The 25,480-nt window shown below is 68.0% G+C and carries 21 protein-coding genes; 8 read left to right on the top strand and 13 right to left on the bottom strand.

Annotation, left to right across the window (positions count from 1 at the left end; translation table 11 throughout):
- Positions 1–64: 64 nt before the first annotated feature.
- Positions 65–1,543: a cytochrome P450 gene (locus H7J89_RS06285; protein ID WP_264037823.1), complete on the top strand. Its 1,479-nt coding sequence runs from the start codon at positions 65–67 to the stop codon at positions 1,541–1,543.
- 15 nt (positions 1,544–1,558) lie between these two features.
- Here H7J89_RS06285 and H7J89_RS06290 read toward each other — a convergent pair whose 3' ends face one another.
- The 4 genes from H7J89_RS06290 to H7J89_RS06305 form a co-directional block, all read right to left on the bottom strand.
- Positions 1,559–2,074 (bottom strand): 2-isopropylmalate synthase, encoded by a 516-nt coding sequence (locus H7J89_RS06290; protein WP_264037832.1) that lies wholly within the window; start codon positions 2,072–2,074, stop codon positions 1,559–1,561.
- Between the two features lie 533 nt (positions 2,075–2,607).
- Positions 2,608–3,597 (bottom strand): anti-sigma factor RsbA family regulatory protein, encoded by a 990-nt coding sequence (locus tag H7J89_RS06295; protein WP_264037842.1) that lies wholly within the window; start codon positions 3,595–3,597, stop codon positions 2,608–2,610.
- Between the two features lie 97 nt (positions 3,598–3,694).
- On the bottom strand, positions 3,695–5,125 hold the full coding sequence (locus H7J89_RS06300) for a FadR/GntR family transcriptional regulator (protein ID WP_264037848.1): 1,431 nt from the start codon (positions 5,123–5,125) through the stop codon (positions 3,695–3,697).
- Positions 5,126–5,158: 33 nt separating this feature from the next.
- Positions 5,159–6,352 carry a thiolase family protein gene (locus H7J89_RS06305; RefSeq protein ID WP_264037854.1) on the bottom strand — a complete coding sequence of 398 codons (1,194 nt, stop codon included), beginning with the start codon at positions 6,350–6,352 and terminating at the stop codon, positions 5,159–5,161.
- A gap of 59 nt (positions 6,353–6,411) precedes the next feature.
- On the opposite strand from H7J89_RS06305, the gene H7J89_RS06310 reads away from it, so the two are divergent.
- Positions 6,412–6,747 carry a Zn-ribbon domain-containing OB-fold protein gene (locus tag H7J89_RS06310; RefSeq protein WP_264037860.1) on the top strand — a complete coding sequence of 112 codons (336 nt, stop codon included), beginning with the start codon at positions 6,412–6,414 and terminating at the stop codon, positions 6,745–6,747.
- A gap of 9 nt (positions 6,748–6,756) precedes the next feature.
- On the opposite strand, the gene H7J89_RS06315 is transcribed toward H7J89_RS06310, so the two are convergent.
- Together H7J89_RS06315 and H7J89_RS06320 are read right to left on the bottom strand one after the other, a co-directional pair.
- Complete coding sequence (locus H7J89_RS06315; protein ID WP_264037868.1) at positions 6,757–8,922, bottom strand: acyl-CoA dehydrogenase family protein; 2,166 nt, start codon at positions 8,920–8,922, stop codon at positions 6,757–6,759.
- A 108-nt stretch (positions 8,923–9,030) separates the two neighbouring features.
- The gene (locus H7J89_RS06320; protein ID WP_067204519.1) at positions 9,031–9,789 is read right to left on the bottom strand and encodes an SDR family NAD(P)-dependent oxidoreductase; all 759 of its coding nucleotides are present in this window, start codon (positions 9,787–9,789) and stop codon (positions 9,031–9,033) included.
- Between the two features lie 121 nt (positions 9,790–9,910).
- On the opposite strand from H7J89_RS06320, the gene H7J89_RS06325 reads away from it, so the two are divergent.
- Genes H7J89_RS06325 through H7J89_RS06340 form a run of 4 tightly spaced genes read left to right on the top strand, consistent with a single transcriptional unit; the run spans position 9,911 to position 15,953 of the window.
- Positions 9,911–11,440: an ATP-dependent DNA ligase gene (locus H7J89_RS06325; RefSeq protein ID WP_264037896.1), complete on the top strand. Its 1,530-nt coding sequence runs from the start codon at positions 9,911–9,913 to the stop codon at positions 11,438–11,440.
- 39 nt (positions 11,441–11,479) lie between these two features.
- Positions 11,480–13,741, top strand: coding sequence for a carbon starvation CstA family protein (locus H7J89_RS06330; protein WP_264037905.1), 2,262 nt, complete (start codon positions 11,480–11,482; stop codon positions 13,739–13,741).
- Positions 13,742–13,750: 9 nt separating this feature from the next.
- Positions 13,751–15,280: an Hsp70 family protein gene (locus H7J89_RS06335; RefSeq protein ID WP_264037913.1), complete on the top strand. Its 1,530-nt coding sequence runs from the start codon at positions 13,751–13,753 to the stop codon at positions 15,278–15,280.
- A gap of 7 nt (positions 15,281–15,287) precedes the next feature.
- A complete protein-coding gene (locus H7J89_RS06340; RefSeq protein ID WP_264037922.1) occupies positions 15,288–15,953 on the top strand; it encodes a nitroreductase family protein in 666 nt (221 codons plus the stop codon).
- Positions 15,954–15,982: 29 nt separating this feature from the next.
- Here H7J89_RS06340 and H7J89_RS06345 read toward each other — a convergent pair whose 3' ends face one another.
- Positions 15,983–16,447 carry a cyclic nucleotide-binding domain-containing protein gene (locus tag H7J89_RS06345; protein WP_264037929.1) on the bottom strand — a complete coding sequence of 155 codons (465 nt, stop codon included), beginning with the start codon at positions 16,445–16,447 and terminating at the stop codon, positions 15,983–15,985.
- Positions 16,448–16,587: 140 nt separating this feature from the next.
- On the opposite strand from H7J89_RS06345, the gene H7J89_RS06350 reads away from it, so the two are divergent.
- Positions 16,588–17,418 (top strand): oxidoreductase, encoded by an 831-nt coding sequence (locus H7J89_RS06350; protein WP_264037938.1) that lies wholly within the window; start codon positions 16,588–16,590, stop codon positions 17,416–17,418.
- Here the strand turns inward: H7J89_RS06350 and H7J89_RS06355 are convergent.
- The 5 genes from H7J89_RS06355 to H7J89_RS06375 all read right to left on the bottom strand — a co-directional run bounded on the left by H7J89_RS06355 (position 17,402) and on the right by H7J89_RS06375 (position 24,426).
- A complete protein-coding gene (locus tag H7J89_RS06355; RefSeq protein WP_264037945.1) occupies positions 17,402–18,934 on the bottom strand; it encodes an AMP-binding protein in 1,533 nt (510 codons plus the stop codon). The two genes, H7J89_RS06350 and H7J89_RS06355, sit on opposite strands and share 17 nt — an antisense overlap.
- Before the next feature lie 3 nt (positions 18,935–18,937).
- A complete protein-coding gene (locus H7J89_RS06360; protein ID WP_264037953.1) occupies positions 18,938–20,455 on the bottom strand; it encodes an aldehyde dehydrogenase family protein in 1,518 nt (505 codons plus the stop codon).
- A gap of 149 nt (positions 20,456–20,604) precedes the next feature.
- The gene (locus H7J89_RS06365; protein ID WP_264037960.1) at positions 20,605–21,711 is read right to left on the bottom strand and encodes an NDMA-dependent alcohol dehydrogenase; all 1,107 of its coding nucleotides are present in this window, start codon (positions 21,709–21,711) and stop codon (positions 20,605–20,607) included.
- A gap of 16 nt (positions 21,712–21,727) precedes the next feature.
- Complete coding sequence (locus tag H7J89_RS06370) at positions 21,728–23,005, bottom strand: cytochrome P450 (RefSeq protein WP_264037978.1); 1,278 nt, start codon at positions 23,003–23,005, stop codon at positions 21,728–21,730.
- Between the two features lie 134 nt (positions 23,006–23,139).
- Entirely contained in the window at positions 23,140–24,426 is a 1,287-nt protein-coding gene (locus tag H7J89_RS06375; RefSeq protein WP_264037985.1) for a sensor histidine kinase, read from the bottom strand.
- A gap of 36 nt (positions 24,427–24,462) precedes the next feature.
- On the opposite strand from H7J89_RS06375, the gene H7J89_RS06380 reads away from it, so the two are divergent.
- Positions 24,463–25,137: a response regulator transcription factor gene (locus H7J89_RS06380; RefSeq protein WP_264037992.1), complete on the top strand. Its 675-nt coding sequence runs from the start codon at positions 24,463–24,465 to the stop codon at positions 25,135–25,137.
- Here the strand turns inward: H7J89_RS06380 and H7J89_RS06385 are convergent.
- On the bottom strand, positions 25,130–25,324 hold the full coding sequence (locus H7J89_RS06385) for a ferredoxin (protein WP_264038000.1): 195 nt from the start codon (positions 25,322–25,324) through the stop codon (positions 25,130–25,132). The two genes, H7J89_RS06380 and H7J89_RS06385, sit on opposite strands and share 8 nt — an antisense overlap.
- Positions 25,325–25,480: the final 156 nt, after the last annotated feature.

Raw genomic sequence — 25,480 nt, forward strand, 5'->3', positions numbered from 1 at the left:
GTTTTTTCCGAAGGTTATAAGACAGTGACGGCTGTCACCTCGGAGGGAACGCAAAGGAGCGTCTATGACCGCCACGATCAGCACCCCGCAGTACCTGCTGGACCAGGCGCGGCGCCGGTTCACCCCGACGCTGAACACCATCCCGGGGATGGGTGCGGTCGAAAAGCGTCTGCTCAGCCGCGACTGGGAAACCAAGGTGCTGGCCGAACCGCCCGCCGGCAGCGGCCTCAAACCCGTGCTGGGTGACGCCGGCCTTCCGATCCTCGGGCACATCATCGAGATGTTTCGGGGCGGACCCGACTACGCGTTGCATCTGTATCGCACCCGCGGCCCCCTGCACTTCCTCGACTCGCCGATCATGCCGGCGGTGACCGCGCTGGGCCCGGACGCCACCCAGGCCGTGTTCTCGAACAAGAACAAGGACTTCTCGCAGAAGGGCTGGCACCCGGTGATCGGGCCGTTCTTCAACCGCGGCCTGATGATGCTGGATTTCGACGAGCACATGTATCACCGGCGCATCATGCAGGAGGCCTTCACCCGCACCCGGCTGACCGGCTACGTCGAGCACATCGACCGGGTGGCCAGCGGCATCGTCGCCGACTGGCCGACCAACGACGCGCGGTTCCTGTTCCACCCGGCGATGAAGGAACTCACCCTGGATGTCGCGTCCCTGGTGTTCATGGGGCACGAGCCGGGCACGGACCACGACCTGGTGACCAAGGTCAATCAGGCGTTCACGATCACGACGCGCGCGGGCGGCGCGATCATCCGGCAGCCCGTTCCGCCGTTCAAGTGGTGGCGCGGGCTGCGGGCCCGCAAGCTCCTCGAGGACTACTTCGTCGAGCGGGTGAAGGAGCGCCGCAACGCAACCGGCAATGACATGCTCACGGTGTTGTGCCACACCGAGGACGACGACGGCAACAGCTTCACCGACGAAGACATCGTCAACCACATGATCTTCTTGATGATGGCCGCCCACGACACGTCTACGTCGACGACCACCACCATGGTGTACAACATGGCCGCGAACCCGGAGTGGCAGGAGCGGGCCCGTGAGGAGTCGGCGCGGCTCGGCGACGGCCCGCTGGACATCGAGGCGCTGGAGAAGCTGGAGACGCTCGAACTGATCATGAACGAGTCGCTGCGCATGGTGACGCCGCTGCCGTTCAACATGCGGCAGGCCGTGCGCGACACCGAGCTGCTCGGCCACTACATCCCGGCCGGGACCAACATCACCATCTGGCCCGGCATGAACCACCGGCTGCCCGAATTGTGGACCGACCCAGACAAATTCGATCCCGAACGCTTCGCCGAGCCCCGCTCCGAGCACAAGAAGCACCGCTACGCCTTCGCGCCGTTCGGCGGCGGCGCGCACAAGTGCATCGGCATGGTGTTCGGTCAGCTGGAGGTCAAGACCGTCGTGCACCGGCTGCTGCGCCGCTACCGGCTGGAGCTGGCCCGGCCGGGCTATCAGCCGCACTTGGACTACGGCGGTATGCCGATACCGATGGACGGCATGCCGATCGTGCTGCGCCCGCTGTAGGCGAGGCCGAAGGCGTCAGGCGATCAACCGGTTGGCGCAGGCGATCACCGCGCGCAGTGCCGATTGCGTCGAATCGTCCGACCAGCCCATCGCCCACTCGTCGCGGGCGCCGTTGCTGCCGCAGACGAAGGTGGCGGTGTACCCGCCTGATCGCAGCTGGTGAAATCTGAGGATTTCCACCGGGATTGCGCGCTCGTGCAGCATCGCGCTGAGCGCGGCGATCGGGCCGCCGGCTGCGGCGGTCGAGGTTCTGATGTGGTCGCCGACGGCGATCGTGGCCCGGTAGTGGCGGGGCTGCGGCCCTGGCCGTCGGTGGGTGTCCGTGCACGTCCAGTTGCCGAGGCGGATCGGGCCGGCCGTGTGACCGTAGCTCGCGACGAAACGCCCCCAGGACATCGCGTCGGCCTGTTCCCGCAACCCGCGGGGTAACGGCGCGCCGAACTGCTGGGCGAACCACACCGTCGCGGCGCACTGGCTGGCCTGGTTACTGGACGGGTTGAGCCGCTCGGAAAGAGTCTCGGAAAGAATCATTGTGCCGGTCTTCGGTCGAAGGAGTGACCGACGGCAGTAGCTTCCGACCCACAGCGGGGGGTCGGTCTAGGTCAGACCCCGCTGCGGGTGCTAGCTACTACGACACGATCGAGAAGACGCACGAGCGACGACACTAGCCGCATACGACGCTGACGTGCAAGTTTTCCCCCGGCGGCATAACGCGTCAGCCGGTCTCGAAATTACTCACAAATTTTGGTTTACTCATGTCGAACAGCGGGTATGGGATCGGGACATCCGTTCGTTGAACGGATGTGCAATTACTCCCCTCGGAAGAATGATGAAAGAAGGCTCATCATGAAGGCAAAGGTCACCAAGAAGAATCTTAAAGCCGCCGCGGCAACCGCAGCTGTGGCCGCAGTATTAATACTACCGACCGGATGTGCTTCATCCGCGGCCGGCAGCGGTGGACTCGTCGGCGGTGCCACCGGCGGCGGGCTTCTAGGCGGGCTCGGCCTTTAATCGATTACGTCAAGCAATCCCGCTGGGGCTCGTCCCCAGCGGGTTGCTTGCGTTTACCCGGTCGGCCCGGCCGACGGATCGAACCGCAGATACGCCTGAATGGTCGTACCGCTGGCGGTGGTGTGAGTGCGCACCAGGTCCGAGATGGCGTTGACCAGGTACAGCCCCCGGCTGGCAGGGCCGCATGGCCCCGGGTCCATGCGGCCCACCAGCGGATCGTCGAAGCATCCGGTGTCGCGCGCCTCGCACACCAGGTAACCGTCGTCGCGCCAGAAGGCGAGCTGGCACGCGCCGTCGGTGTACATCAGGCTGTTGCTGGCCAGCTCGGTCGCCACCAATTGCAGGTCCTCGATCCCGTCCTGGGACAACCCGATCCACCCGGCGTAACTCGTGGCGAACGAACGCGCGGGGCTGAGGTCCGACGACTTCTTGACCAGGTAGGTGACCGCCCCCGGATTGCCGGGCAGCGGCCGGTTGCAGCGCCGCAAGGCGGCGTCGGGCGCGTAGTCCGCGCTGCGTTGCAGCGCGTCGCCGCTCCATAGCAACGGGTGCGTCGCCCGGGCGTCCGCCAGCACGTCGTCGTCGAGCCGGCTCCCGTCGTAGAGGCACAAATTGGTTACCTGGTAGCCGTCCATTGCCCCGTTGACCAGCGCCTCGTGCTCCACGCAGGCAATGAGCTCTTCCGCGGTGCGGCCGGGCCAGGCGACCTGACTGACGATCCGCACCCGCTGGTCGGGGTGGTCGTCGACGAAAGCCCCCTCCATTGCCATCAGCCGGCTCGGGTTGCGGGCGACCTCGGTGATGTCGACCATCTGCAGGTCGGCCGACGACTCGCCCGCGCCCAGCGCGTCATGGAGTAGCGCCAATTGTTCCGACGGCACGGCGACCATCACCGCCTCGCCCATCGCCAGCCCGTCGCTGACGAAGCGGCTCACGAAGTCCAGGTACTCCTGCTGGGATTGGTAGATGAGTGCCGAATGGAGGAAGCCGAGCTTTCCAATTTGGGTGCTCGCCGTCACTCCAGCACTCTCGCTCTCGATCACAAATGCCAACCCCCTGCTGGACCGGCCGTTCACTTCCTCCCTCCCCAGTACCCCCGACGGGCCTTCGCTATACCGCGCTGCAGATCACATCTGAGAACTACAGCCACCAGGACGCGGCAGCGTCCAGATGACGCCGCACGCGATACCGGGCCAGGCTCTCGTCACCCGCCTCGATGGCGTCCACGATCCGCAGGTGAGCGTGGTGGACGGCCAGGACGTCCGCCCAGGTCGGTGGCGCCTGCCCGGTGCTCGACCAGTGCCGCCGGAACAACTCGACGATGATGCGCAGGAACAAGTCCAGGAGCGAATTGCCCGCCAGCTGCGCCAATCCGACGTGGAACCGGAACTCCTCCACGGCGGCGTCCGCGACGTCGCCGGGCGTTTGGTCGACCTCGGACCGATGGGCGGACAGGAAGGCGGCCACCTCGGATTCGCCGCGCCGCTTGACCACCTTGGCGACGTTGTCGATCTCGATGGCGTCCCGGACGCAACGTAAGTCCTCGCGGCTCGGGTCGCGGTACTGGAGGTACAGGGCGATGGTGTCAATGCTCGCCTGCGCCTGGGGTGTGGCGATGACGAGCCCTCCGCCGGGCCCGCGGCGCATGTACGCGATCGAGTGGTATTCGAGCAATCGCACCGCTTCGCGAAACACCGCCCGGCTCACCCGATAGCGCTCGATGAGGGCCGTCTCGGTGCCGAAGACCGAACCGACCTTCCAACCGCCGGCGGCGATGTCGTCGCCGATCGTGGCCGCCAGCATCTCCGCCAGCTTGCCGCGGGGCACCTCGATGTTGAGCGGCCGCGGCCTGCGTCGCCTGCTCGCGTTGCCGGGGTGATGGTGCTGCAGCCAGGCGGTCACGGCCTCGACGTGTCGTTCGCTGAGCGTCTTGGCTCGCGCCGAGTCGCCGGACGTGACGGCCGCGACGATCTCGGAGTGGTCGACGTGCATCCGGTCGACCGCCTCGATGGCCTCGCTGGCCGTGTCCGTCCGCGACTGCAGCGCGTAGCGGGTGGTGAGCCGCATCAGCACGTCGATAAACAGTTGCAGGACAGGGTTTTTCGATTGCTCCGCCAGGGCGATGTGGAACTCGTCCCGTGGTGTCGGCAGCCCGGGTTTCCACTGTTCCTCGCCCTCCAACACGCCCCGCAGCCGAGCGATGCCCGCCTCGTCGATTCGTTCGGCGGCCAGCGAGGCCGCCAACGGCTCGAGCACCAGGCGCGCATTGAGCAAGTCGCCGAGGGTCGTGCCGAGGTATTCGAGATAGATGACGACGGCGCGGGTGGCGGGGCCGGCATCGGGCTCGCAGATGATCAGCCCGCCGCCCGGCCCGCGGCGCATCCGGGCCACCTGATGGTGCTCGACGAGCCGGACAGCCTCGCGCAGCACCGAACGACTCACCCCGAAGCGCTCCTGCAGAGCGTGTTCGGAGCCCAGCGATTCGCCGGTGGCCCAGCCGCGGCGGACGATCTCGGCCTCGAGGTCCCGCGCTATCTTGGAAGCCAGCTTGTTCCCGAGACCAGTGCTCATATCAGGCCCAACGGCGTTTTGGCGCAGGCCTTTTCAGCATGTGAGCAACATGCAGCCGGCGACGGGGCCGCCTCCGACGGAAACGACGCCGACGTCCGGGCGCTGCGACACCTGCCGCTCCCCCGCCTCGCCGCGCAGCTGCAGGCAGCCCTCGTGCAACGCCCAGTAGCCGTGCATGCGCCCGGCCGAGAGTTGGCCGCCGTAGGTGTTCAGCGGAAGTTCGCCGTCACGGGCGATTCGGGCGCCGCCTTCGACGTAGGGCCCGGCCTCGCCGTCGCCGCAGATTCCCAGGGCTTCCAGCCAGGCCAGGGTGAGGTAGGTGAACCCGTCGTAGAGCTCGGCGACCTTAACGTCCGCCGGCTTCAGGTCGGTCCGCGACCACATCTGCGCCGTCGCGTCCGACATCGCCATCTTCGGGTAGTCGTCGCGGTGGAACCAGCCCCCGGCGCCGTCGGACCCGCCGATCGCCTCCACCGCCACTGCGCGGTGCGGGCAATCACGCGCGTACTCGGCATGCGAGACCACCACCGCGATCGAGCCGTCGATCGGCACGTCGCAGTCCAGCAGCCCGAACGGCGTGGAGACCGGCCGCGCGCTGAGGTAGTCGGCCATGGTCATCGGGTCGCGGTACACGGCGCGCGGATTCAGCGCGGCGTTGCGCCTGCCGTTGAGCGCGACCCAGCCCAACTGCTGTTTGGTGGTCCCGTACAGCTCCATGTGGCGCCGGCAGTTGAGCGCCAGCCAGTTCGCGGCGGAGTAGGCGTTGGCCGCGACCAAGTCGTTGACGTCGTCCATCGCGCCGACGGCGGGCCGTTCGGCACCCTCGGGCGCCTCGAACATCCGCGCGAGCGGGGGCGCGGGCGCGTTCTCCTGCGGCTTGACGGGGACGGTGCCCCCGAGCATCTGGATGGTCCGGTACACCACCACGTGGCGGGCGCGACGCTCGGCGACTGCGCGGCACGCCGACATCACCGGGCTGAGCAAGCCGCCGGTGCCGAAGCCGGATCCGCAATCCGCCGCCTCGATCCGCAGCTGGGCGTTGACGTCCCCGGCGGGGGTGTCACCCAGCGTCGCGATGCCGTCGACGTCGGACGGGACCAACCCGGCGTCCTCGATGGCGGCCCGCACCGCTTCCATGGTCAGGTCCAGACCCGGGATGCCGCTGCGGCGACCGATCCGCGAGATGCCGATGCCGGACAGGATCGCGTCCTTCTCGAAATGCGTCATGCACACCGCCCGTCAGCCCACAGCCCCGCATCGGATCAATTGAGTGTACTGTATTCGTCGTGCCGGACGAGCCGCTGCTCATCGAACATTGCGACCATTGCGCGCGTTGGGTGCATCCCGCGGCCGGCAAATGCCGCACGTGTGGCGGCCCGCTGGTAGCGCGGCCGGTTTCCGGCCGCGGCACGGTGTTCACCTATACGGTCAACCATCACCCGTATAACCCGGAGATTCCCGTCCCGTACGTGATCGCCATCGTCGAACTCGCCGAGCAACAGGGTCTCCGGGTGGCCGCCAACATCGTTGACTGCGAACCCGATTCCGTCAGGTGCGGCATGACCGTCGGCCTCCGGCCGGAAAAGGGCAGCGGCGGGGCGCCGTTGTTCGCACCCGCCTGACCCGGGCGGCTAGTTGATCAGCGGGTCGCGCGGCATGCCGAGGATCCGCTCGGCGATCTGATTGCGGGTGACCTCCGAGGTGCCGCCGGCGATCGCCATGCCGCGCGCTCCCATCGCCAGCCGGCCCACCACCGCGCCGGGCCCGTCCATGAGTGCGACCTCCGGGCCCGCCAGCGCCGCCCAGATCGCGGCGCCGTCCACCATGTGCTCGGCCAGCTTCAGCTTGGTGATGTTGCCTTCCGGGCCGGGCCCGGCTCCCTCGACGCTGCGCGCGGCGCGGCGCAGGTTCAGCAGCCGCAGCGCGTGATCGTCGGCGAGGAAGGATCCGATCCGAATGGGCGCGCCCGCCAACCGATCTGACTGCTGCTGAGCGAGCTGCACCAGGGTGGACGCCAAGCCCTCGTAGAACGATCCGCTGCCACCGATGCTCACTCGCTCGTTGCCCAGCGTCGCGCGGGCGACCGTCCACCCCGAGTTGGGCGTCCCGACGACGTCCTCGTCGGGAACGAACACGTCGTTGAAGAACACCTCGTTGAATTCCGAGCCGCCGGTGATCTGCCGCAACGGCCGCACCTCGACGCCCGGGCCCTTCATGTCGATGATCACGGTGGTGATGCCGGCGTGCTTGGGGGCTTCCGGGTCGGTGCGGACGGTGGCCAGGCCGCGCGCGCAATACTGGGCCCCGCTGGTCCAGACCTTCTGCCCGTTGATCTTCCAGCCGCCGTCCACCCGGATCGCGCGGGTCTTGACGGACGCCGCGTCGGAGCCGGCCTCTGGTTCGGAGAACAACTGGCACCAGATCTCCTCTTGGCGCAGCGCCTTCTCCACGAATCTTTCGATTTGCCAATCGGTTCCGTGCTGGATCAGGGTCAGGATCACCCATCCGGTGATCGAGTAATCGGGCCGCTTGATGCCGGCCGCGCGGAACTCCTCCTCGATCACCAACTGCTCCACCGCGTCGGCGGCGCGGCCCCAGGGCTTGGGCCAGTGCGGCATGACGTAGCCCGTCTCGATCAGCTTGTCGCGTTGCGCCTCTTTGTCCAGGGCGGCGATCTCGGCGGCGTCGGCATGGATCCGGGTGCGCAGTTCTTCGGCCTCGGGCGGCAGGTCCAGGCTGTTCTCCCGCTTGGCGCCGGCGGCCGTGCGCTCGAAGACATCCCGGGCCGGCGCGTCACCGCCGAACAGCGCCGCGATCACCAGCGCGCGGCGAAAATGCAGATGCGCGTCGTGCTCCCAGGTGAAACCGATGCCGCCGTGCACCTGAATGTTCAGCTCGGCGTTGCGTGCATAGGCGGGGAAAGCCAGGACCGCGGCCACCGCGGCGGCCAGCTGGAACTGGTTTTCGTCCTCGGACGCCGCGCGCGAGGCATCCCACACCGCGGCGACCCCCGACTCGGCCGCCACCAGCATGTTCGCGCAATGATGTTTCACCGCTTGGAAAGTGGCGATGGTGCGCCCGAACTGCTGCCGCACCTTGGCGTAGTCCACGGCGGCCTCAACGCAGTCCGCCGCACCACCGACCGCCTCAGCGGCCAGCAGCGTCCGCGCCCGGGCCAGCGCCGATGCCCGCCCGCCCACCAGGACGTCGTCGGCGCTGACGTTCACGTTCTCCAGGCGGACCCGTCCGGAGCGCCGGGTCGGGTCGAAGTTGTTCGGCACCTCGACCGACACGCCGGCGCGGTCGCGCTCCAGCAGCAGCACGTCTTCGCCCGCGGTGATCAGCAGCAGCTCGGCCAGTCCGGCGCCGAGCACGATTCCGGCGTCACCGTCGGCGATCCCGTTCTTGAGTTGCACCCCGCCGTTCAGGCCGATGCCCGCGGTGACGGTCCCGTCGATCAGCCCGGGCAGCAGTCGCGACTTCTGTTCGGCGCTACCGTCTTTGGCGATCACCGCCGAGGCGATGACGGTCGGTACGAACGGCCCGGGCGCCACGGCGCGGCCGAGTTCCTCGACCACCACCACGAGTTCGGGCAGACCGAAACCGGAACCGCCGTATTCTTCGTCGACGTGCAGGCCGAGCCAGCCCAGCTCGACGAGGTTCTGCCAGAACGGCGGCCGGGATTCCTCGGCGGCATCGAGCAGGGACCGCGCCGCCCAGCGAGCTTTTTGCGAGGTCAGGAACCCGCGCGCGACCTCGGCGAGCTCACGGTGGTCGTCGGTCAGTGCGATACCCATGAGGGGCCCTCCTCGCTACCGGCTGGGTAGCCGGCCCCGCTTCGAGGGGAAGCGGGGCGGCTGCCTAAAGAGTGTACTTAATGCGAGGAGGGCGCCCCGTGGGGGTGGTTACTTGGGCGCGAACCGCTGTCCGGCGTCCAGCCGCAGGCACTGGCCGTTGAGCATCGGGTTCTCCACGATGGCCGCCACCAGCTTGGCGTACTCGATCGGCCTGCCGAGGCGCTTGGGGAAGGCGGCGTCCTTGGTGAGCGCCGACGCGAATTCGTCCGGAATCCCCTGTGTCAATCCGGTAGCGAACAGGCTGGGCGCGATCGCCAGCACACGAATTCCCAGGGAGCCCAGGTCGCGGGCCATGGTCAGGCACATGCCGGCGATGCCGGCCTTGGCGGCGGTGTAGGCGACCTGCCCGATCTGACCCTCGAAGGCCGCAATCGAAGCGGTGTTGATGATGACGCCGCGCTCTTCGTCCTCGGGCTCGTTCTTGGCCATGTGCGCGGCCGCGAGCCGGCTGATGTTGAAGGTGGCGATGAGGTTGAGGTCGATCACCGATTGGAAGGACTCGAGGTCGTGGGGGCCGGACTTGGTCATCGTCCGCTTGGCAATGCCGCCGCCCGCGGTCGTGATGATGACGTGCAGGCCGCCCAGTTTGTCGACCGCGGTCTGCAGGGTCTCCTCGGTGCCCTTGAAGTCGGTGACGTCGACCGGATAGAACGCCCCGCCGATGGCTTCGGCCACGGTCTTGCCGTCGGAACCCTCGCGGTCGAGGATGGCGACCTCCGCCCCGCGCTCGGTCAGCAGCTCCGCGGACGCACGACCCATCCCCGATGCGCCGCCGATGACGACGACCTTCTTCCCGTTGATCTCCATCCGGACCCTTCCTTTCGGGTTGTCAGATCTCTTGCAATCTGTAACGTTACGTAGGCACGCTAGCGTGTGCGCCGCGCAGGGTTGACCCCGCCTTGTTCAAGAGCCATGCCAAGCTGATTTGGTGCTCCTTCTCGACGTGGCGGCAACCTCACTTGACGTGGGCGGCACGTCGTCACGGCTGAGCAAGGTCGCCCACATCGCCGACCTGTTGCGCCGCGCGGCGGCCGAGCCCGACGCGGTCGCGATCGTGGTCTCCTGGCTGTCGGGTGAGCTGCGCCAGCGCCAGATCGGGGTTGGCTGGGCCTCGCTGCGGTCGCGGCCACCGCCGGCGCCGCATCCGACGCTGACCGTCGCCGGGGTGGACGCCGGCTTCTCGGAGATCGGATCGGTGTCGGGCAAGGGGTCGCAGGCGCGGCGCGCCGAGCTCATCGCCGGGCTGTTCGCCGCCGCGACCGACACCGAGCAGGCCTTCCTGATGCGATTGCTCGGCGGGGAGCTGCGCCAGGGCGCGCTGGCGGGGATCATGGCGGACGCGGTGGCCAGGGCCGCCGACATCCCGACTGCGTCGGTACGACGCGCCGCGATGCTGGGCGGGGACTTGCCGGCCGTGGCGGCCGCCGCCCTGGGCGGCGGGACCGGGGCTCTCGACGCGTTCGCCCTGCGGGTCGGCCGGCCGGTCGGCCCGATGCTGGCGCAGACCGCCACCGGAGTGGCCGATGCGCTCGAACGCCACGGCGGCACAACCATATTCGAGGCCAAGCTGGACGGCGCCCGGGTGCAGATTCACCGGGCCGGTGATGAGGTCACCGTCTACACCCGAAGCCTTGACGACGTCACCGCCCGGTTGCCCGAGGTGGTGGAGGCGACGCTGGCCCTGCCGGTGCGCGACTTGATCGCCGACGGTGAGGCGATCGCGCTGCGGCCCGACAACTCACCGCACCGCTTCCAGGTCACCGCGTCGCGGTTCGGCCGCTCGGTCGATGTGGGCGCAGCACGTGCGGCGCAACCACTTTCGGTGTTCTTCTTCGACATCTTGCACCGTGACGGCGCCGACCTGCTCGACGCTCCGACCGCCGAGCGGCTGGCCGCCCTGGACGCGCTGGTGCCGGCCGCGCAGCGGGTGGATCGGCTGCTGACCTCCGACCCCGCGGCCGCCGCGGGCTTCCTGGACGCGACACTGGCCGCCGGCCACGAAGGCGTGCTGGCCAAGTCGCCGGACGCGCCGTATCAGGCGGGCCGGCGCGGGGCAGGGTGGCTGAAGGTCAAGCCGGTGCACACGCTGGATCTGGTGGTGCTCGCGGTGGAATGGGGATCGGGGCGCCGAAGCGGCAAGCTCTCCAACATCCATCTCGGTGCGCGCGACCCGGCAACCGGTGAATTCATCATGGTGGGAAAGACTTTCAAGGGAATGACCGACACCATGCTGGACTGGCAGACGGCGCGGTTCAGCGAGCTCGCCGTCAGCGGAACCGACGGTTACGTCGTGCGGTTGCGGCCCGAGCAGGTGGTCGAGGTGGCGTTGGACGGCGTCCAGAAATCCTCGCGCTACCCCGGCGGTGTGGCGCTGCGGTTCGCCCGGGTGCTGCGCTACCGCGACGACAAAGGCCCGGCGGAGGCCGACACGATCGACGCCGTACGGGCGCTGTATTAAGTCGAGCGCTGTTCTTCTTCCGCGCGTAGGGTTTCCGCCGTGGCAGTGAAAGCGCGCGACGACGTCAGCTACATCCACACCGACGACGAGCTACCGCCCGTGGCGATCGTCGACCGCTCCCCCATCACCGTCCGGCACAAGATCGTGTTCGGGGCCGTCGCCGTGATCGGTGCGGTCGCGTGGGCGATCATCGCGTTCGCGCGCGGCGAGGCGGTCAACGCGGTCTGGTTCGTGATCGCGGCCATCTGCACGTACCTCATCGGCTTCCGGTTCTACGCCCGGCTGATCGAGATGAAAATCGTCCGCCCGCGCGACGATCACGCCACGCCGGCCGAAGTGTTCGAGGACGGCACCGACTATGTGCCCACCGACCGGCGGGTGTTGTTCGGTCATCATTTCGCCGCCATCGCCGGAGCGGGACCACTCGTCGGCCCGGTGCTCGCCGCGCAGATGGGCTATCTGCCCTGCAGCATCTGGATAGTCATCGGCGCCGTGTTCGCCGGGGCGGTGCAGGATTACCTGGTCTTGTGGATCTCCACCCGGCGGCGGGGACGTTCCCTGGGCCAGATGGCCCGCGACGAACTCGGCGCCACCGGCGGCGCGGCCGCCCTGGTCGGCGCGTTCGTCATCATGGTGATCATCATCGCGGTGCTGGCCCTGGTGGTGGTGCGGGGGCTGGCCCAAAGCCCCTGGGGCGTGTTCTCCATCGCCATGACCATCCCCATCGCCCTCTTCATGGGGTGCTATCTGCGGTTCCTGCGGCCCGGGCGGGTCGCGGAGGTGTCGATCATCGGTTTCGTGCTGCTGATGCTGGCCGTGGCCTCCGGCAACTGGGTCGGTGAAATGCCTTGGGCCGCAACGTGGTTGAGCATCTCGCCGGTGACGGTTTCGTGGCTGATCATCGGCTACGGTTTCGTGGCTTCGGTGCTGCCGGTCTGGCTGCTGCTGGCCCCACGCGACTATCTCTCCACATTCATGAAGGTCGGCGCCATCGCGCTGCTCGCGGTCGGCATCTGCGTGGCCCGCCCGCTCATGCAGGCACCCGCGATCTCGCGGTTCGCCGCCGGCGGCGACGGGCCGGTGTTCCCCGGTTCGCTGTTCCCCTTCCTGTTCATCACCATCGCGTGCGGTGCGCTGTCCGGGTTCCACGCACTGATCTCGTCGGGGACGACGCCCAAGCTGCTGGAGAAGGAAAGCCAGATGCGGTTCATCGGGTACGGCGGCATGCTCACCGAGTCGTTCGTCGCCGTGATGGCCCTGATCAGCGCATCAATCCTCGACCAACACCTGTACTTCGCCCTCAACGCCCCGGCCGCGCAAACCGGCGGCACCGCGGCCACCGCCGCCGACTACGTCAATCGGCTCGGCCTGTCGGGGGCCCCGACGACCGCGGACGAACTCACCAGGGCCGCCGCCGGCGTGGGAGAAAAGTCGATCGTGTCGCGCACCGGCGGAGCCCCGACGCTGGCGGTCGGCATGTCGGAGGTGTTGCAGCGGGTCTTCGGCGGGGTGGGCCTCAAGGCGTTCTGGTATCACTTCGCGATCATGTTCGAGGCGCTGTTCATCCTCACCGCCGTCGACGCGGGCACCCGCGTCGCGCGGTTCATGCTGTCCGACGCACTCGGCAACCTCGGCGGCCCGCTGGCCAAACTGCGCAACCCGAGCTGGCGGCCGGGCGTCTGGCTCTGCAGCCTCGCCGTGGCCGCGGCCTGGGGCAGCATCCTGCTGATGGGCGTGACCGATCCGCTGGGCGGTATCAACACCCTGTTTCCGCTGTTCGGCATCGCCAACCAGCTGCTGGCCGCCGTCGCGCTGACCGTAGTCACCGTGATCGTCATCAAGAAGCGCCTGCTCAATTGGGCTTGGATTCCCGGGATTCCGTTGCTGTGGGACTTGGCGGTCACGCTCACCGCGTCGTGGCAGAAGATCTTCTCGGCGGATCCCAATGTCGGTTACTGGACGCAGCACTTCCAATACCTCGCGGCGAGAAACGCCGGCAAGACATCGTTCGGTTCGGCCAAGAACGCACATCAACTCGACGACGTCATCAGGAACACCTTCATCCAGGGCACGCTGTCGGTTCTGTTCGCGCTTGTCGTCGTCATCGTGGTGATCACCGGGGTGGTCGTCGCGCTGGGCGCCATGCGCGGCGCGGGCAGGCCGCTGACCGAGGATGAGCCGGTGCCGTCGAAGCGGTTCGCGCCGTCGGGTCTGGTCGCCACCGCCGCCGAGCGGGAGTTGCAAAAGCGATGGGACGCGCCGGCCGAAAAGGTCGTGTCGAACTCCCCAGCGCGGTCCTAAGATTGCGCGATGAGAGTCGGCATCGACTTTGGCACCACACACACTGTCGTTGCGGCCGTCGACCGAGGCAACTACCCCGTCATCTCGTTTGACGGCGTTGACGCGTGGCCGTCGATCGTCGCGGCCAACGCCGCCGGGGACTTGCGATTCGGCGCGGATGCCGCCGCCGTCCGCCACGACCCTGGGTGGTCGGTGTTGCGATCGTTCAAACGCCTGCTCAACGAGGCCGGGCCCCAGACCGAGGTGAGCCTGGCCGGCCGCAGCCATCGACTGGCCGACCTCCTCACCGGCTTTCTGGCTCAGCTCAAGAACGACTTGCTGCGCCACTCCAACGCCAGCCTCACCGCGGGGGAACCCATCGAGGCCGCGATCAGCGTGCCGGCCAACGCCTCGAGCGCCCAGCGCCTGCTGACACTGGACGCCTTCGTCGCGGCGGGGTTCCACGTCGTCGCGCTACTCAACGAGCCGTCGGCCGCGAGCCTGGAATACGCGCATCGGTACCGCTCCACCATCACCGCCAAACGGGAATACGTCCTCATCTACGACCTGGGCGGCGGCACCTTCGACGCGTCGCTGCTCAAGATGACCGGGCACGCGAACGAAGTCGTCATCAGTGAGGGCATCCAGCGCCTGGGCGGCGACGACTTCGACGAGGCGATCGTCGACCTCGTCCTGGCCGGTTCTCGGCTCTCCGGTGTGGGCGCCGCCGTCCGCGACCTGCTGCGGGAGGAGTGCGCCGCCCGCAAAGAGGCCGTGGGGCCGCAGACGCGCCGCTTCCTGGTGGACCTGTCGGGCGTCGACGGTGCGGACCGCCCCCCGTTCTCGTGTCCGGTCGACGACGTCTATGCGGCCTGCGCGCCGCTGGTCGACAAGACGATGAAGCTGCTCGAACGCGTCCTGCACAACCCGGCGCCGGGCGGCACCGACGTGAGCTGGTCGGAGGTCGCCGGCATCTACGTCGTGGGCGGCGCCGGCAGCTTCCCGCTCGTTTCGCGGATGCTGCGCACCGCCTTTGGCGACAAGCGGGTCAAACGCTCACCGCACCCCTTCGCGGCCACCGCCATCGGCCTGGCCGTCTTCCTCGACAAGGAATCCGATTTCGCGCTCTCCGAACGCTTCTCGCGCAACTTCGGCGTCTTCCGCGAGGCCGAGGCGGGCGCCGGCGTCGTCTTCGACCCGATCGTGTGCAAGGACGTCTCATTGCCCGCGGATGGGCACACCCCGCTGGTGGTGAAGCGGACCTACCGGGCGGCGCACAACATCGGCCACTTCCGGTTCGTCGAGTGCAGCCGCCTGGTCAACGGCCGGCCCGACGGGGACGTGACGCCGTATGATCCGGTGCTGTTCCCGTTCGACCCGGCCCTGCACGGGCGCGACGACCTCGGGCGCCAGCCGGTCGGCCGCTGGCGGGACGGGCCCGATGTCGAGGAGCGCTACGTCATCGCGCCCAGCGGCGCGGTCGAAGTGACACTGACGACACAACCGGCCGGATTCAAACGCACCTTCCGCCTGGAGCGCCGCGCCTCCGCGAGCGCGTGAGGCGGCCATGGAGCTGTACGAAGTCATGCGGACGACTTTCGCGGCACGCGAATTCACCGACGACCCGGTGCCCGACGAGGCGTTGTGGCGCATCTTCGACAACGCCCGGTTCGCGCCGAGCGGGGGCAACCGGCAGGGCGCCCACATCACCGTGGTGCGTGATCCGGACACCCGTCGCCACCTCGCCGAGCTGGGCGTGACGGCGGCCCGGCGCTACTTCGCCCAGCTGCAGGCGGGTGAAAACCCTTGGAATTCAATCCATCCCAGCGGTGTGCCGCAGGACGTCATCGACCGGACCGAGATCCCCGACACCTTCGTCGCGCCAATCGCGAAAGCGCCGGTCGTTCTTGTTGTTTCGGTCGACCTGACCGTCGTCGCATCCATCGATCAGGACCTGGACCGCGTCGGCCTGGCCGGCGGCGCGTCGGTCTACCCGCTGATCTGGAACATTCTGCTGGCCGCCCGCAGCGAGGGGTACGGCGGCACCATCACGACCATGGCCATCGCGGCCGAGGACCAGGTGCGCCGGCTGCTGGGAATCCCCGACCTGCACGCGCTCGCCGCGGTTGTGCCCCTTGGCAAACCGGTGCGCCAGCCGACCAAGCTGCGCCGCCGCCCGGTCGCGGAATTCATCACGCGCGACCGCTTCGACGGTCCGGCGTTCGAGGGCTGAGGGGCTGAGGGGCTGAGGGGCTTCCGTCCCTATTCGATGACATCGGCATAGATGTCGAGGAGCCGGAACCTTGTCGCATCGAGATGCTCTCCGAGCACCGCGATCACACGCTTCTGCAGCTCGTATCCCAGTTCGTGGTCCTCTTCGCACTTGCCGCGCAGGCACTTGCCGTCGAAACCGATGGCGCGCGTCGTCTCGACCGCGCGCGCGTCGAACCGCCAGTTGTACGGCGGCACCAACCACGACCATCCAAGGATGTCTCCGTCTCCGAGTGTCTGCACCGTCAAGCTGCCACGGCCCAGAGCGGGGGTTTCGAGCGCGATCCTGCCGGCGCGGATGAGGTAGAAGTGATCAGCGGGCTGGCCCTCGCGAAAGATCAACTCGCCCGCGGCGAAGCGCAGGTTTGCCGCACACCCGACCGCCAACTGCACATAGCGCGGGTCCATCCCGCGGAAGAACGGGTGCCTGGCCAGAACGCCCTCTAGCGTCCTCACTACCTGTTTCCTTCACCGGTGCCGATCAATTGCCTAAGACGGACGATAGTTGATTATGAAGGCCCACGTTCGGCGATCGAAGAGAAGAATCGCCACGGCATAGCCCGCATACCGTCTCGGCGAGAGAAGGAGCGATCTTCATGTCCACCTGGTTCGTCACCGGCTGCTCGACCGGACTCGGTCGAGCGCTCGCCGAGGCCGTCATCGGGGCCGGTCACAACGCCGTCGTCACCGCGCGCGACGTCACCAAGGTCGCCGACCTGGCCTCGGCCGCGCCCGAGCGGGTACTCGCCGTCGCCCTCAACGTCACCGTCCCCGCGCAGGTCGCCTCGGCGGTGCGCGAGGCCCACGACCGGTTCGGCGTCCCGGACGTCCTGGTCAACAACGCCGGCTACGGTTACCGGGCCGCGGTCGAAGAAGGCGACGACGCCGACGTGCGCACCCTGTTCGAGACGCACTTCTTCGGCACGGTCGCCATGATCAAGGCCGTCCTGCCCGGCATGCGGGAACGCCGCAGCGGCGCGATCGTCAACATCTCCTCGATCGGCGCAACGGTGACTCCGGTGGGCTCCGGCTATTACGCGGCAGCCAAGGCCGCCATCGAAGGCATGAGCGGAGCGCTGCGCGGTGAGCTTGCCCCGCTGGGCATCTCGGTGACCATCGTCGAACCCGGCGCGTTCCGCACCGATTTCGCCGGGCGCTCGCTCGTCCAGTCGGGCACCGTCATCGACGACTACGCGGACACCGCCGGGCAACGCCGCAAGGAGAACGACACCATGCACGGCAACCAGGCCGGTGACCCCGCAAAGGCGGCCACCGCGATCATCGCGGCGGTCGAGTCGAGCGAGCCCCCAGGATTCCTGCTGCTCGGCCCCGACGCCCTGGCCTTCTACCGATACGTCGCGGACGCCCGCGCCGGCGAGATCGCGAAATGGGAACAGATCACGAGCGGCACTAACTTCGGACCGTAACCTGCTGCCGCAGCTTGTTTTTCGCGAGTTTTCCGGTCGGGGTCCGGGGCAACTCGTCGACGAACTCGACCGAACGGGGCGCCTTGTAATGGGCGATCCGGTCGCGGACATAGTCGACGAGATCTGCTGAGAGGGAATCGGTTCCACTCACCCCGGGCACCAGCTGCACGAGCGCTTTGACCTCCTCGCCCATCTCGGGGTGGGGCACGCCGATCACGGCGACGTCGAGCACCGCGGGGTGCAGCGCCAGCGCATTCTCGACTTCCTGGGGGTAGATGTTGACCCCGCCGGAGATGATCATGAACGACTTGCGGTCGGTGAGGTAAAGGAAGCCGTCGGGGTCGACGTAACCGAGGTCGCCGACGGTCGTCCAGAACGGATGTTGCGGGTGGCAGGCCGCGGCGGTCTTTTCGGTGTCGTTGTGGTACACGAACGGTAGATGGTCGCGTTCGAAGTACACCGTGCCGACGGCACCGACGGGCAGCTCGTTTCCACCGTCATCGCAGATGTGCAGCGTCCCAAGCACGCTTTGCCCCACCGAACCGGCGTGGGTGAGCCACTGCTCGGAGTCGATGAACGTCAGGCCGTGCGCCTCGGTCGAGCCGTAGAACTCGTAGATGATCGGGCCGAGCCAGTCGATCATCGCCCGCTTGACATCGGTCGGGCAGGGCGCGGCGGAGTGCATGAGCATCCGCAGGCTCGAAAGGTCATAGCTGCGCCGGATGGTCTGATCCAGTTTGAGTAGCCGGATGAACATGGGAACCAGCTGCGCGACGGTGACCCGGTACTGCTCGATGTAGCGCAGGGTGGCTTCGGCGTCGAACCTGTTGGCCAGCACCACCGTTCCACCGAGCGCCTGCACCATGCCGCACCAGCGCAGGGGTGCGGCGTGGTAGACGGGCGCTGGAGACAGATAGACGTCGGTGGCTTCGATTCCGTAGAAATGGCTGGCCATGGCCAGGATCGGATCTCCCGGTTCGTCGATCCGCCGGTCTGGCAGCGGCGGCTTGACACCCTTCGGGAAGCCCGTTGTGCCGGAGGAATACAGCATGACGGCGCCCGACGGTTCGGCTTGCAGGCGGGGGCCGGCCTCGGCGAGAGCGGTTTCGTAGCAATCGAAACCGCGAACGTCGCCGCCGAACGCCAGCCGCAGGCCGGCGCCGTCGGCCTGCTCGGCGACTTCGGCGGCGAGGGCGGCCAGCGCGGCCGACGCGATCAGCGCGCGTGCACCCGAGTCACGCACGATGTAGCCGGCCTCCCGCGCCGTGAGGTGGTGATTGACGGCGGTGATGTACAGGCCGGATCGTTGCGTCGCCCAGTACACCTCGAAGGCTTCAGCGGCGTTGTCGGACAGCAGTGCGACGACATCGCCATGGCGGAGCCCGGCGTCGTGCAGCACCCGCGCCAGCGCGACGGAGTTGTCGTCGAGCTGCCGGTAGGTCAACACCTGCCCGGTCTCGGCGAGGATGACGGCGGGGCGGTGCGGACCACCGTCCGCGTGGGTACCCGGGTACATCGGTCAGGCGGTCGCCGCGGCCGACACGACAACGGGATAAACCCGCTTGGCACGGTCATTGGTCATGTCGACATGCACGAACTTTTGCTCGGTGTACTCGTCGAGGGCACCGGGTCCGAGCTCGCGCCCCAGACCGCTTTGCTTCATGCCGCCGAAGGGGAACATCGCATTGACCATGTGCCAGTCGTTGATCCACACCGTTCCGGATTCCAACTCGCGGGCGATCGCCAGCGCCCGTTCATTGTCTGTGCTCCACACCCCCGCGGACAGTCCGTACTCGCTGTCGTTGGCGATCGCGACCGCCTCGGCGTCGTCGGCGCATTTGATCACCACGAGCACCGGCCCGAAGATCTCCTCCCGCGCCACCCGCATGTCGTTGGTGGCACCGGTCAGGATCGTGGGCGCGACCCAATGGCCTTCGGCGAGTTCGGATTCGGTGGGGACGGTGCCCTGGAACGCGATCTTGCAGCCCTCCTCTTGCCCCAGCGCGATGTACTTCTCCACTCGCGCTTTCTGTTTGGCGGAAATCAGCGGGCCAACGTCGGTGGTCGGGTCCATCGGATTGCCCACGACGAGCGTGGACGCGCGGGCGACCAGCCTTCGCACGAACTCGTCGTGAATTGAGGCGTGCAGCAACAGCCGGGTACCGGACTCGCAGGCCTGCCCGCACATCAGCAAGAATCCGAACAGCGTGCCGTCGACCGCCAAATCCAGATCGGCGTCGTCGCAGACGATGTTTGCGCCTTTGCCACCCAACTCGAGGGTGACCCGCTTGACGTTGGCGGCGGCGGCGCGCATCACGGTCTTACCGACTTCGGTCGAGCCGGTGAAGGCTACCTTGCGCACATCGGGGTGCTCGGCCAGCCGGGCGCCGACCACGGGCCCCGGCCCGGTGATCACGTTCAGCACACCTGCCGGCAGCCCGACTTCGTCGGCCGCCCTGGCCAATTCGAGCAACGTCAGCGGAGTCTGGTCGTCGGGCTTGAGCACGATGGTGTTGCCGGCCGCCAACGCGGGGCCCAGCTTCCACACCGCCAGCAGCAACGGGAAGTTCCACGGCACGATGCCGGCGCACACACCCACCGGCTCGCGACGAAGAATCCCGGCGGCCAGCGTGGGCGCTTCGATCAAGGCTCCGCTCTCCTCGAACGCATAGGACCGCGCCAGCGACGCGAAGTATTTCAGGTGGGCGATCGAGTAGCCGAGCAGAAAAGCGCCCGCGGACCGTGCGGTTGCACCGTTTTCGCGTACCTGCAGGACCGTCAACTCGTCGAACCGCGCGGCGAGGTTGTCCGCGATCGCATCGAGGATGCGGGCGCGTTCCGCCGCGGGCGTCAACCGCCACACGCCGGAGGCATGTGCGGCCTTTGCCGCCGCCACGGCCTCGTCGGCCATTGCCACGTCGCCCCGGGCAACGGTTGCTACCAATCGGTTCGTCGCGGGATCGCGCACCTGAAAGCTGCTTGACGCGTCGTGCCACTGCCCGTCGATGTACATCGGGTAGTGCGGAATGTCAGTCATGTCGTCCTTGCCTCCAGTCATCGGGTCCGGCGACGCCAATGTGCGAAACTCCTCCAGCGGCCGGCGGCGTGGTGCGCGGCACTGACCCCGGCCGGGATGCCCAGCGGGACAGCGATAATGACGACGATGGTGATGAGGCTCATGGCCGCTCAGAACCGGATCAGCCCGCGGAGATTGACCCCGGCGTGCAGGTCGGCGTAGCCGGTGTTGATCTCGTCGAGGGTGTACTCCTGGGTGACGAGCTCGTCGAGCTTCAGCCGCCCGGCTTGGTACAGGTCGAGCATGCGGGGTATGTCGTGCCGGGGATTGGACGATCCGAAAAGCGAACCGCGAACCTGCTTTTCATACAGGGTCAGATCGAAGAGCGACATGGCGACGGACGTGTCGGTCGGATGCGGGATCGCTGTCATCACCACCCTGCCGCGCTTGCCGACCAGGCTCAGCGCCTGAGCCACATACGCGCCTTCAGCCGAGTCGGTGCTGACCACGCATACGTCAGCCATCTGGCCGCGCGTCAGGTCGATGATCAGGGCTTGGGCCTCGTCGACCGTCGCCGCGGTGTGGGTGGCGCCGAACTCCAGTGAACGGCCCCGCTTGTACTCCACGGGATCCAGCGCGACGATCACGCGTGCCCCAGCGATCCGCGCGCCTTGCACCGCGTTCATGCCGATCCCGCCCACACCCATGACCACCACGGTGTCGCCGTCACGCGCTTCGCCGGTGCGCACCATGCTGCCGTAGCCGGTGGTGACTCCGCATCCCACCAGGGCGGCGGTGTCCAGCGCGGTGGAAGGATCGACCTTGATCACCGATGCCAGTGGCACCACCGTGTATTCGGAGAACGTTCCCAGCACGCACATTTGCCCCAGCGCTTGGCCCTTCGCGTGGAATCGGAAGGTGCCGTCGAGTTGCGGTCCCGCGATGATGGCGGCGCCGAGCACGCACAGGTTGCTCATGCCGCGCGAACACGGTTCGCAGCGGCCGCAGGCGGGGATGAAGCTCAACGCAACGGAATCGCCTTCGGCGACTTCGGTGACGCCCGGTCCGACATCGACGACGACGCCGGCGCCCTCATGCCCACCGACGACCGGTAGCTGCATCGGCATGTCGCCGGTGATCAGGTGGTCATCGGAGTGGCACAGCCCGGCGGCGGCCATCTTGACCAGGACCTCGTTCTCCTTGGGCCCGTCGAGGTCGACCTCTTCGACCTCCCACTTCTGGTGCAGCCCCCACAGCACCGCTGCCTTCGTCTTCATCGAAAACTCCTTGGGGTCAGCGCTTCTCGGGTGTCCAGGTCGCCGGCAGGCTGTTGACACCGTTGATGAAGTTGGCCAGGGCGTAGTTGGGCTCCGGCGCCGAGATATCCGGGATGCGCGTGTAGACCTCGGTCAGCAACGCCTTGAGCATGGTGCGTGCCAGCGCCGCGCCCAGGCAGAAGTGCGGACCGCCACCACCGAAGGCGATGTGCGGATTCGGGTTTCGCAGGATGTTGAACGAGTGGGGGTCTTCGAAGACGTCCTCGTCGCGGTTGCCCGCGTAGTACCACAGCACCACCTTGTCGCCGGCCTTGATCTCCGAGCCGCGCACGGTGATGTCCTGGGTGGCGGTACGGCGCATGTGCAGCAGCGGCGACCCCCAGCGCAGCACCTCCTCGACGGCGGTGCCGACCCGGCCCTCGACGTCCTCGACGAGCAGCGCGCGCTGGTCGGGAAATTTCGAGAGGGCGGCGATGGCGTGGGCCGAGGCGTGCCGCGTGGTGTCGTTGGACGCGACGCCCATCAAAACGAAGAAGGCCTTCAGCTCGTCGTCGGTCATCTTCTTGCCGTCGAACTCGGCCTGCACCATCCAGGTCATCAGGTCGTCGCCGGGGTTGGCCCGCCGCTCGGGGATCAGGACCGTCGCCACGGCGTGCAGGTCCATGACGGCGCCCATGAACAGCTCGAGTTCGCTCTGCTCGCCGCGGATGTTGGGGTCTGTCCAGCCCACGAGCCGCTGCGCGGCGCGGACGGCCTGATCCCGCAGTTCACCTTCGGGCAGCCCGAAGAAGCTGCCGAAAATGCGGCCGGGCAGCTTGACCGACACGAGTTGGACGAAGTCCCCCTCGCCGAGGTGGGCCATCTCGCTGACCAGGTCATGGGCGTGGCCGCGGATCCAGCCTTCCAGGCGGCGCACGTTCTTGGGCTTGAAGGCCTCCGTCGTGATTCCGCGCAGCTGGGTGTGCCGCGGGGCGTCCATGGCGATGAACGACTGGGCGATCTCCACCGCCTCGGGGGCGAAGTCCTCCATGGTGATGCCCTGCGCCGAGGAGAAGATCTCCGGGTGGCGGCTGGCCATCCGGATGTCCTCTTGTTTGGTCAGCGACCAGAAGCCCCTGGTGTTGAGCTCGGGGGGCAGCAGATCCGACTCCGCGGGGCGGCTCCACGGCACGGGGTTCTCCGCGCGCAGGACGGCGAAGGCGGCGTCCCGCTCCTCCGGGGGTTTCGCCCAGAACTCGCGGGCGCTCAGGTCGATGTCTTTATGGGTAGGAGCGGTCGTGGGTGCGGTGGTCATCGGGGGCCCTTTCTGGCGGTGGGCAGTGGTGCACGTCACCGCGGTTGCACCCATGCTGGTCAGCGCGGTGGCTGCGCGGCACAGGCGCGAGTGCCAAACACTGGCCTGCGCGGGCCAGCGCATGGAACCGGCGATCAGGCGACCGGTGCGCGGAAGGTGGCGACCAGGCCCCCGCCGTCGCGCGCGGCGAAGTCGACCCGGCCGCCCATCGCTTCGGCGATCTGCTGCACAATCCACAGGCCGAGCCCGGCGGTGCCACGTTGGCCGCCGACGCTGACGTACTTGGTGGTCAGCTCGCCCAGGCTGTCGGCCGGGATGCCCGGCCCCCGGTCGGCCACCGTGCAGACCAGTTCGTCGCCTTCCCGCGCGCACGCGACGTCGACCGGTTCCCGCCGGCCGTGCCGGGAGGCGTTCTCCAGGAGGTTGGTCAGGATCCGGCGCAGCCCCTGGGCGTTCACGGCCACGGCACCGACGCCGCCGCTGACGCTCAGCCGCAACCGCGGCGCCGCCAGACCGACAGCGTCGGCGGCGGCGATGATGAGGTCGGCCACATCGACGCGACGGACCCGGCCGGTCGAGAATGTCGGGCGGCGGCTCAGCGCGACGTCGGAGAGCGCGTCGAGCATGTCGGCGAGGTGATGGACGTGGCGGGCCACCAGCTGCAGACTGGTTTCCCGGTCGGCCTGCGACATTGCCCGCTGCGAAGTCAATGCCTCGGTCAGCGCCTCCAAAGACGTGACGGGAGTGCGAAATTCGTGCACCAGCACCTGAAGTCCGTCCTGTTGCGACTGGTATGAGCGCAGCAGGCGCGCCCGCAGGTCGCGTTCCTCTTCGGCGGCGGCGTGTTCGGCCTCGGCCTCTACCAGCGCCCGCACCCGGGAGCGGTGTTCGCGTTCGGCGAGCGCGGAGAGCCCCGCGGTGATGATCGCGACGAAGATCAGATACACCGCCGACCACCCCGCCTGCAGGGCCGGAGCCGCGGCGACCGGAAGTCTGGGCGACGACGTCAGCGCCACCGGAACATAGGCAGCGCCCAAAAAGATTGCGCCCAACAAGGTTTCAGTGAACGACAGCCGCGCTGCCGAGGCGATGACGGCCAGCGCCAGCACCGCGACCACCGGGCTGTAGACGCCGCCGCTCAAGGCGATGAGCGCCAGCGTGAACGCCGAATCGAAGCCGGTTACCAGCCACGAGTACCGGGTGCGCCGCACCTCCAGTTGCGGGTAGGCCATCAGTACGGCCGCGTAAAGCATCGCGCCGCCCAACACCACGACCGTGGCCGCGGTGTGCTGCCGGACCCACTGGGGTCCGATCGCCAGCAGCACGCCGATTGAGACGACCACGGCGACCCGTACCGCGACGACGGTGCGGGCCAGCCCGTAGTCCTCGCCGTCGAAGTCCGTTCGATCGAGCCGTCTCACCCAGCTGACCATAGAGTTGGGGCTAGCATCGCGGCAATGACTCGCTCGCCGTACGTCGTGGTGATCGTGGACGACCATGAGCTGTTTGCGCAGGGCCTGGCCCTGTTGCTCACCCGCGAATGGGGCGAATTGTTCACCGTCGGCGGCCAGACGACGTACGTGGAAGAGGCCGCCGACCTGGTGTCCCGCTGCGATGCCGATGTCGCGATCATCGACCTGTCGATGCCGCCCCTGGGCGGGGTCGCCGCCATCCGGCACATCAAGGCGCGCCACCCGAAGACCCGGATCCTGGCGCTTTCGGGGACCGACGACCTGGGGCTGGCCGAAGAGGCGTTGCGGGCCGGAGCCGACGGTTTTCTGCCCAAAACCGCCAGGCCGGAGGCGCTGGCGGGGCCACTATGGACGATCGCCGAGGGGTTGCGGGTCGTCGACGGCGCCCTGCTCGATGCGCTGCTGAGCAACACCCGCAAGCCGCCGTCGGAGCTGCTGAACAGCCTCAGCGCGCAGGATTTCCAACTGTGGACGCTGCTCGCGACCGGCATGGAGACCGGTGACATCGCCCAGCGGATGCTGGTGTCGGAGCGCACCGCCAAACGCATGGTCGCCGCGCTGCTGCACAAACTTGGAGTCAACAACCGCATCGCCGCTGCCGCGTTGGCCGGGCGCTACCGGTTGCTCGATGAGGTCGCCGAAACCGGCCGGATCAGTTGAGGACCCGGATCGCCTGCGCGGGGCACATCGCGGCCGCCCGAATCACCCGTTCGCGGTCGGCTTCGGGCGGGTCCGGCTCGAGCACCACCACCTGCTCGGCACCGTCGGGAATGTCGAACACGTCGGGAGCGGCCAGCAGACACTGCCCGTGCCCCTCGCACAGGTCGTAGTCGACGGTGATGCGCATGACCGCCAGTATCGGCCCCGTAGGGGCACCGCGGACGGTCCGCACGCGCCAGATGTGGCCTGGCCGGGCCAGCTAGTCCAGGGCCTTTCAGCCCTAGGCGGACGACGCAGCATCTGCTCATTCTGGAGACCCTTAGCGTTCCCTTCCTGAGCCGAA

This window comes from Mycobacterium paraffinicum (assembly GCF_025822865.1).
GTDB classification, from domain to species: domain Bacteria; phylum Actinomycetota; class Actinomycetes; order Mycobacteriales; family Mycobacteriaceae; genus Mycobacterium; species Mycobacterium paraffinicum.

Bases quoted from the DNA above. Each gene is read 5' to 3' on its own strand.
- H7J89_RS06285 (WP_264037823.1), top strand. From the start codon at position 65: ATGACCGCCACGATCAGCACCCCGCAGTACCTGCTGGACCAGGCGCGG.
- H7J89_RS06290 (WP_264037832.1), bottom strand. From the start codon at position 2,074: ATGATTCTTTCCGAGACTCTTTCCGAGCGGCTCAACCCGTCCAGTAAC.
- H7J89_RS06300 (WP_264037848.1), bottom strand. From the start codon at position 5,125: ATGAGCACTGGTCTCGGGAACAAGCTGGCTTCCAAGATAGCGCGGGAC.
- H7J89_RS06305 (WP_264037854.1), bottom strand. From the start codon at position 6,352: ATGACGCATTTCGAGAAGGACGCGATCCTGTCCGGCATCGGCATCTCG.
- H7J89_RS06315 (WP_264037868.1), bottom strand. From the start codon at position 8,922: ATGGGTATCGCACTGACCGACGACCACCGTGAGCTCGCCGAGGTCGCG.
- H7J89_RS06320 (WP_067204519.1), bottom strand. From the start codon at position 9,789: ATGGAGATCAACGGGAAGAAGGTCGTCGTCATCGGCGGCGCATCGGGG.
- H7J89_RS06335 (WP_264037913.1), top strand. From the start codon at position 13,751: ATGAGAGTCGGCATCGACTTTGGCACCACACACACTGTCGTTGCGGCC.
- H7J89_RS06340 (WP_264037922.1), top strand. From the start codon at position 15,288: ATGGAGCTGTACGAAGTCATGCGGACGACTTTCGCGGCACGCGAATTC.
- H7J89_RS06350 (WP_264037938.1), top strand. From the start codon at position 16,588: ATGTCCACCTGGTTCGTCACCGGCTGCTCGACCGGACTCGGTCGAGCG.
- H7J89_RS06355 (WP_264037945.1), bottom strand. From the start codon at position 18,934: ATGTACCCGGGTACCCACGCGGACGGTGGTCCGCACCGCCCCGCCGTC.
- H7J89_RS06360 (WP_264037953.1), bottom strand. From the start codon at position 20,455: ATGACTGACATTCCGCACTACCCGATGTACATCGACGGGCAGTGGCAC.
- H7J89_RS06365 (WP_264037960.1), bottom strand. From the start codon at position 21,711: ATGAAGACGAAGGCAGCGGTGCTGTGGGGGCTGCACCAGAAGTGGGAG.
- H7J89_RS06370 (WP_264037978.1), bottom strand. From the start codon at position 23,005: ATGACCACCGCACCCACGACCGCTCCTACCCATAAAGACATCGACCTG.
- H7J89_RS06380 (WP_264037992.1), top strand. From the start codon at position 24,463: ATGACTCGCTCGCCGTACGTCGTGGTGATCGTGGACGACCATGAGCTG.
- H7J89_RS06385 (WP_264038000.1), bottom strand. From the start codon at position 25,324: ATGCGCATCACCGTCGACTACGACCTGTGCGAGGGGCACGGGCAGTGT.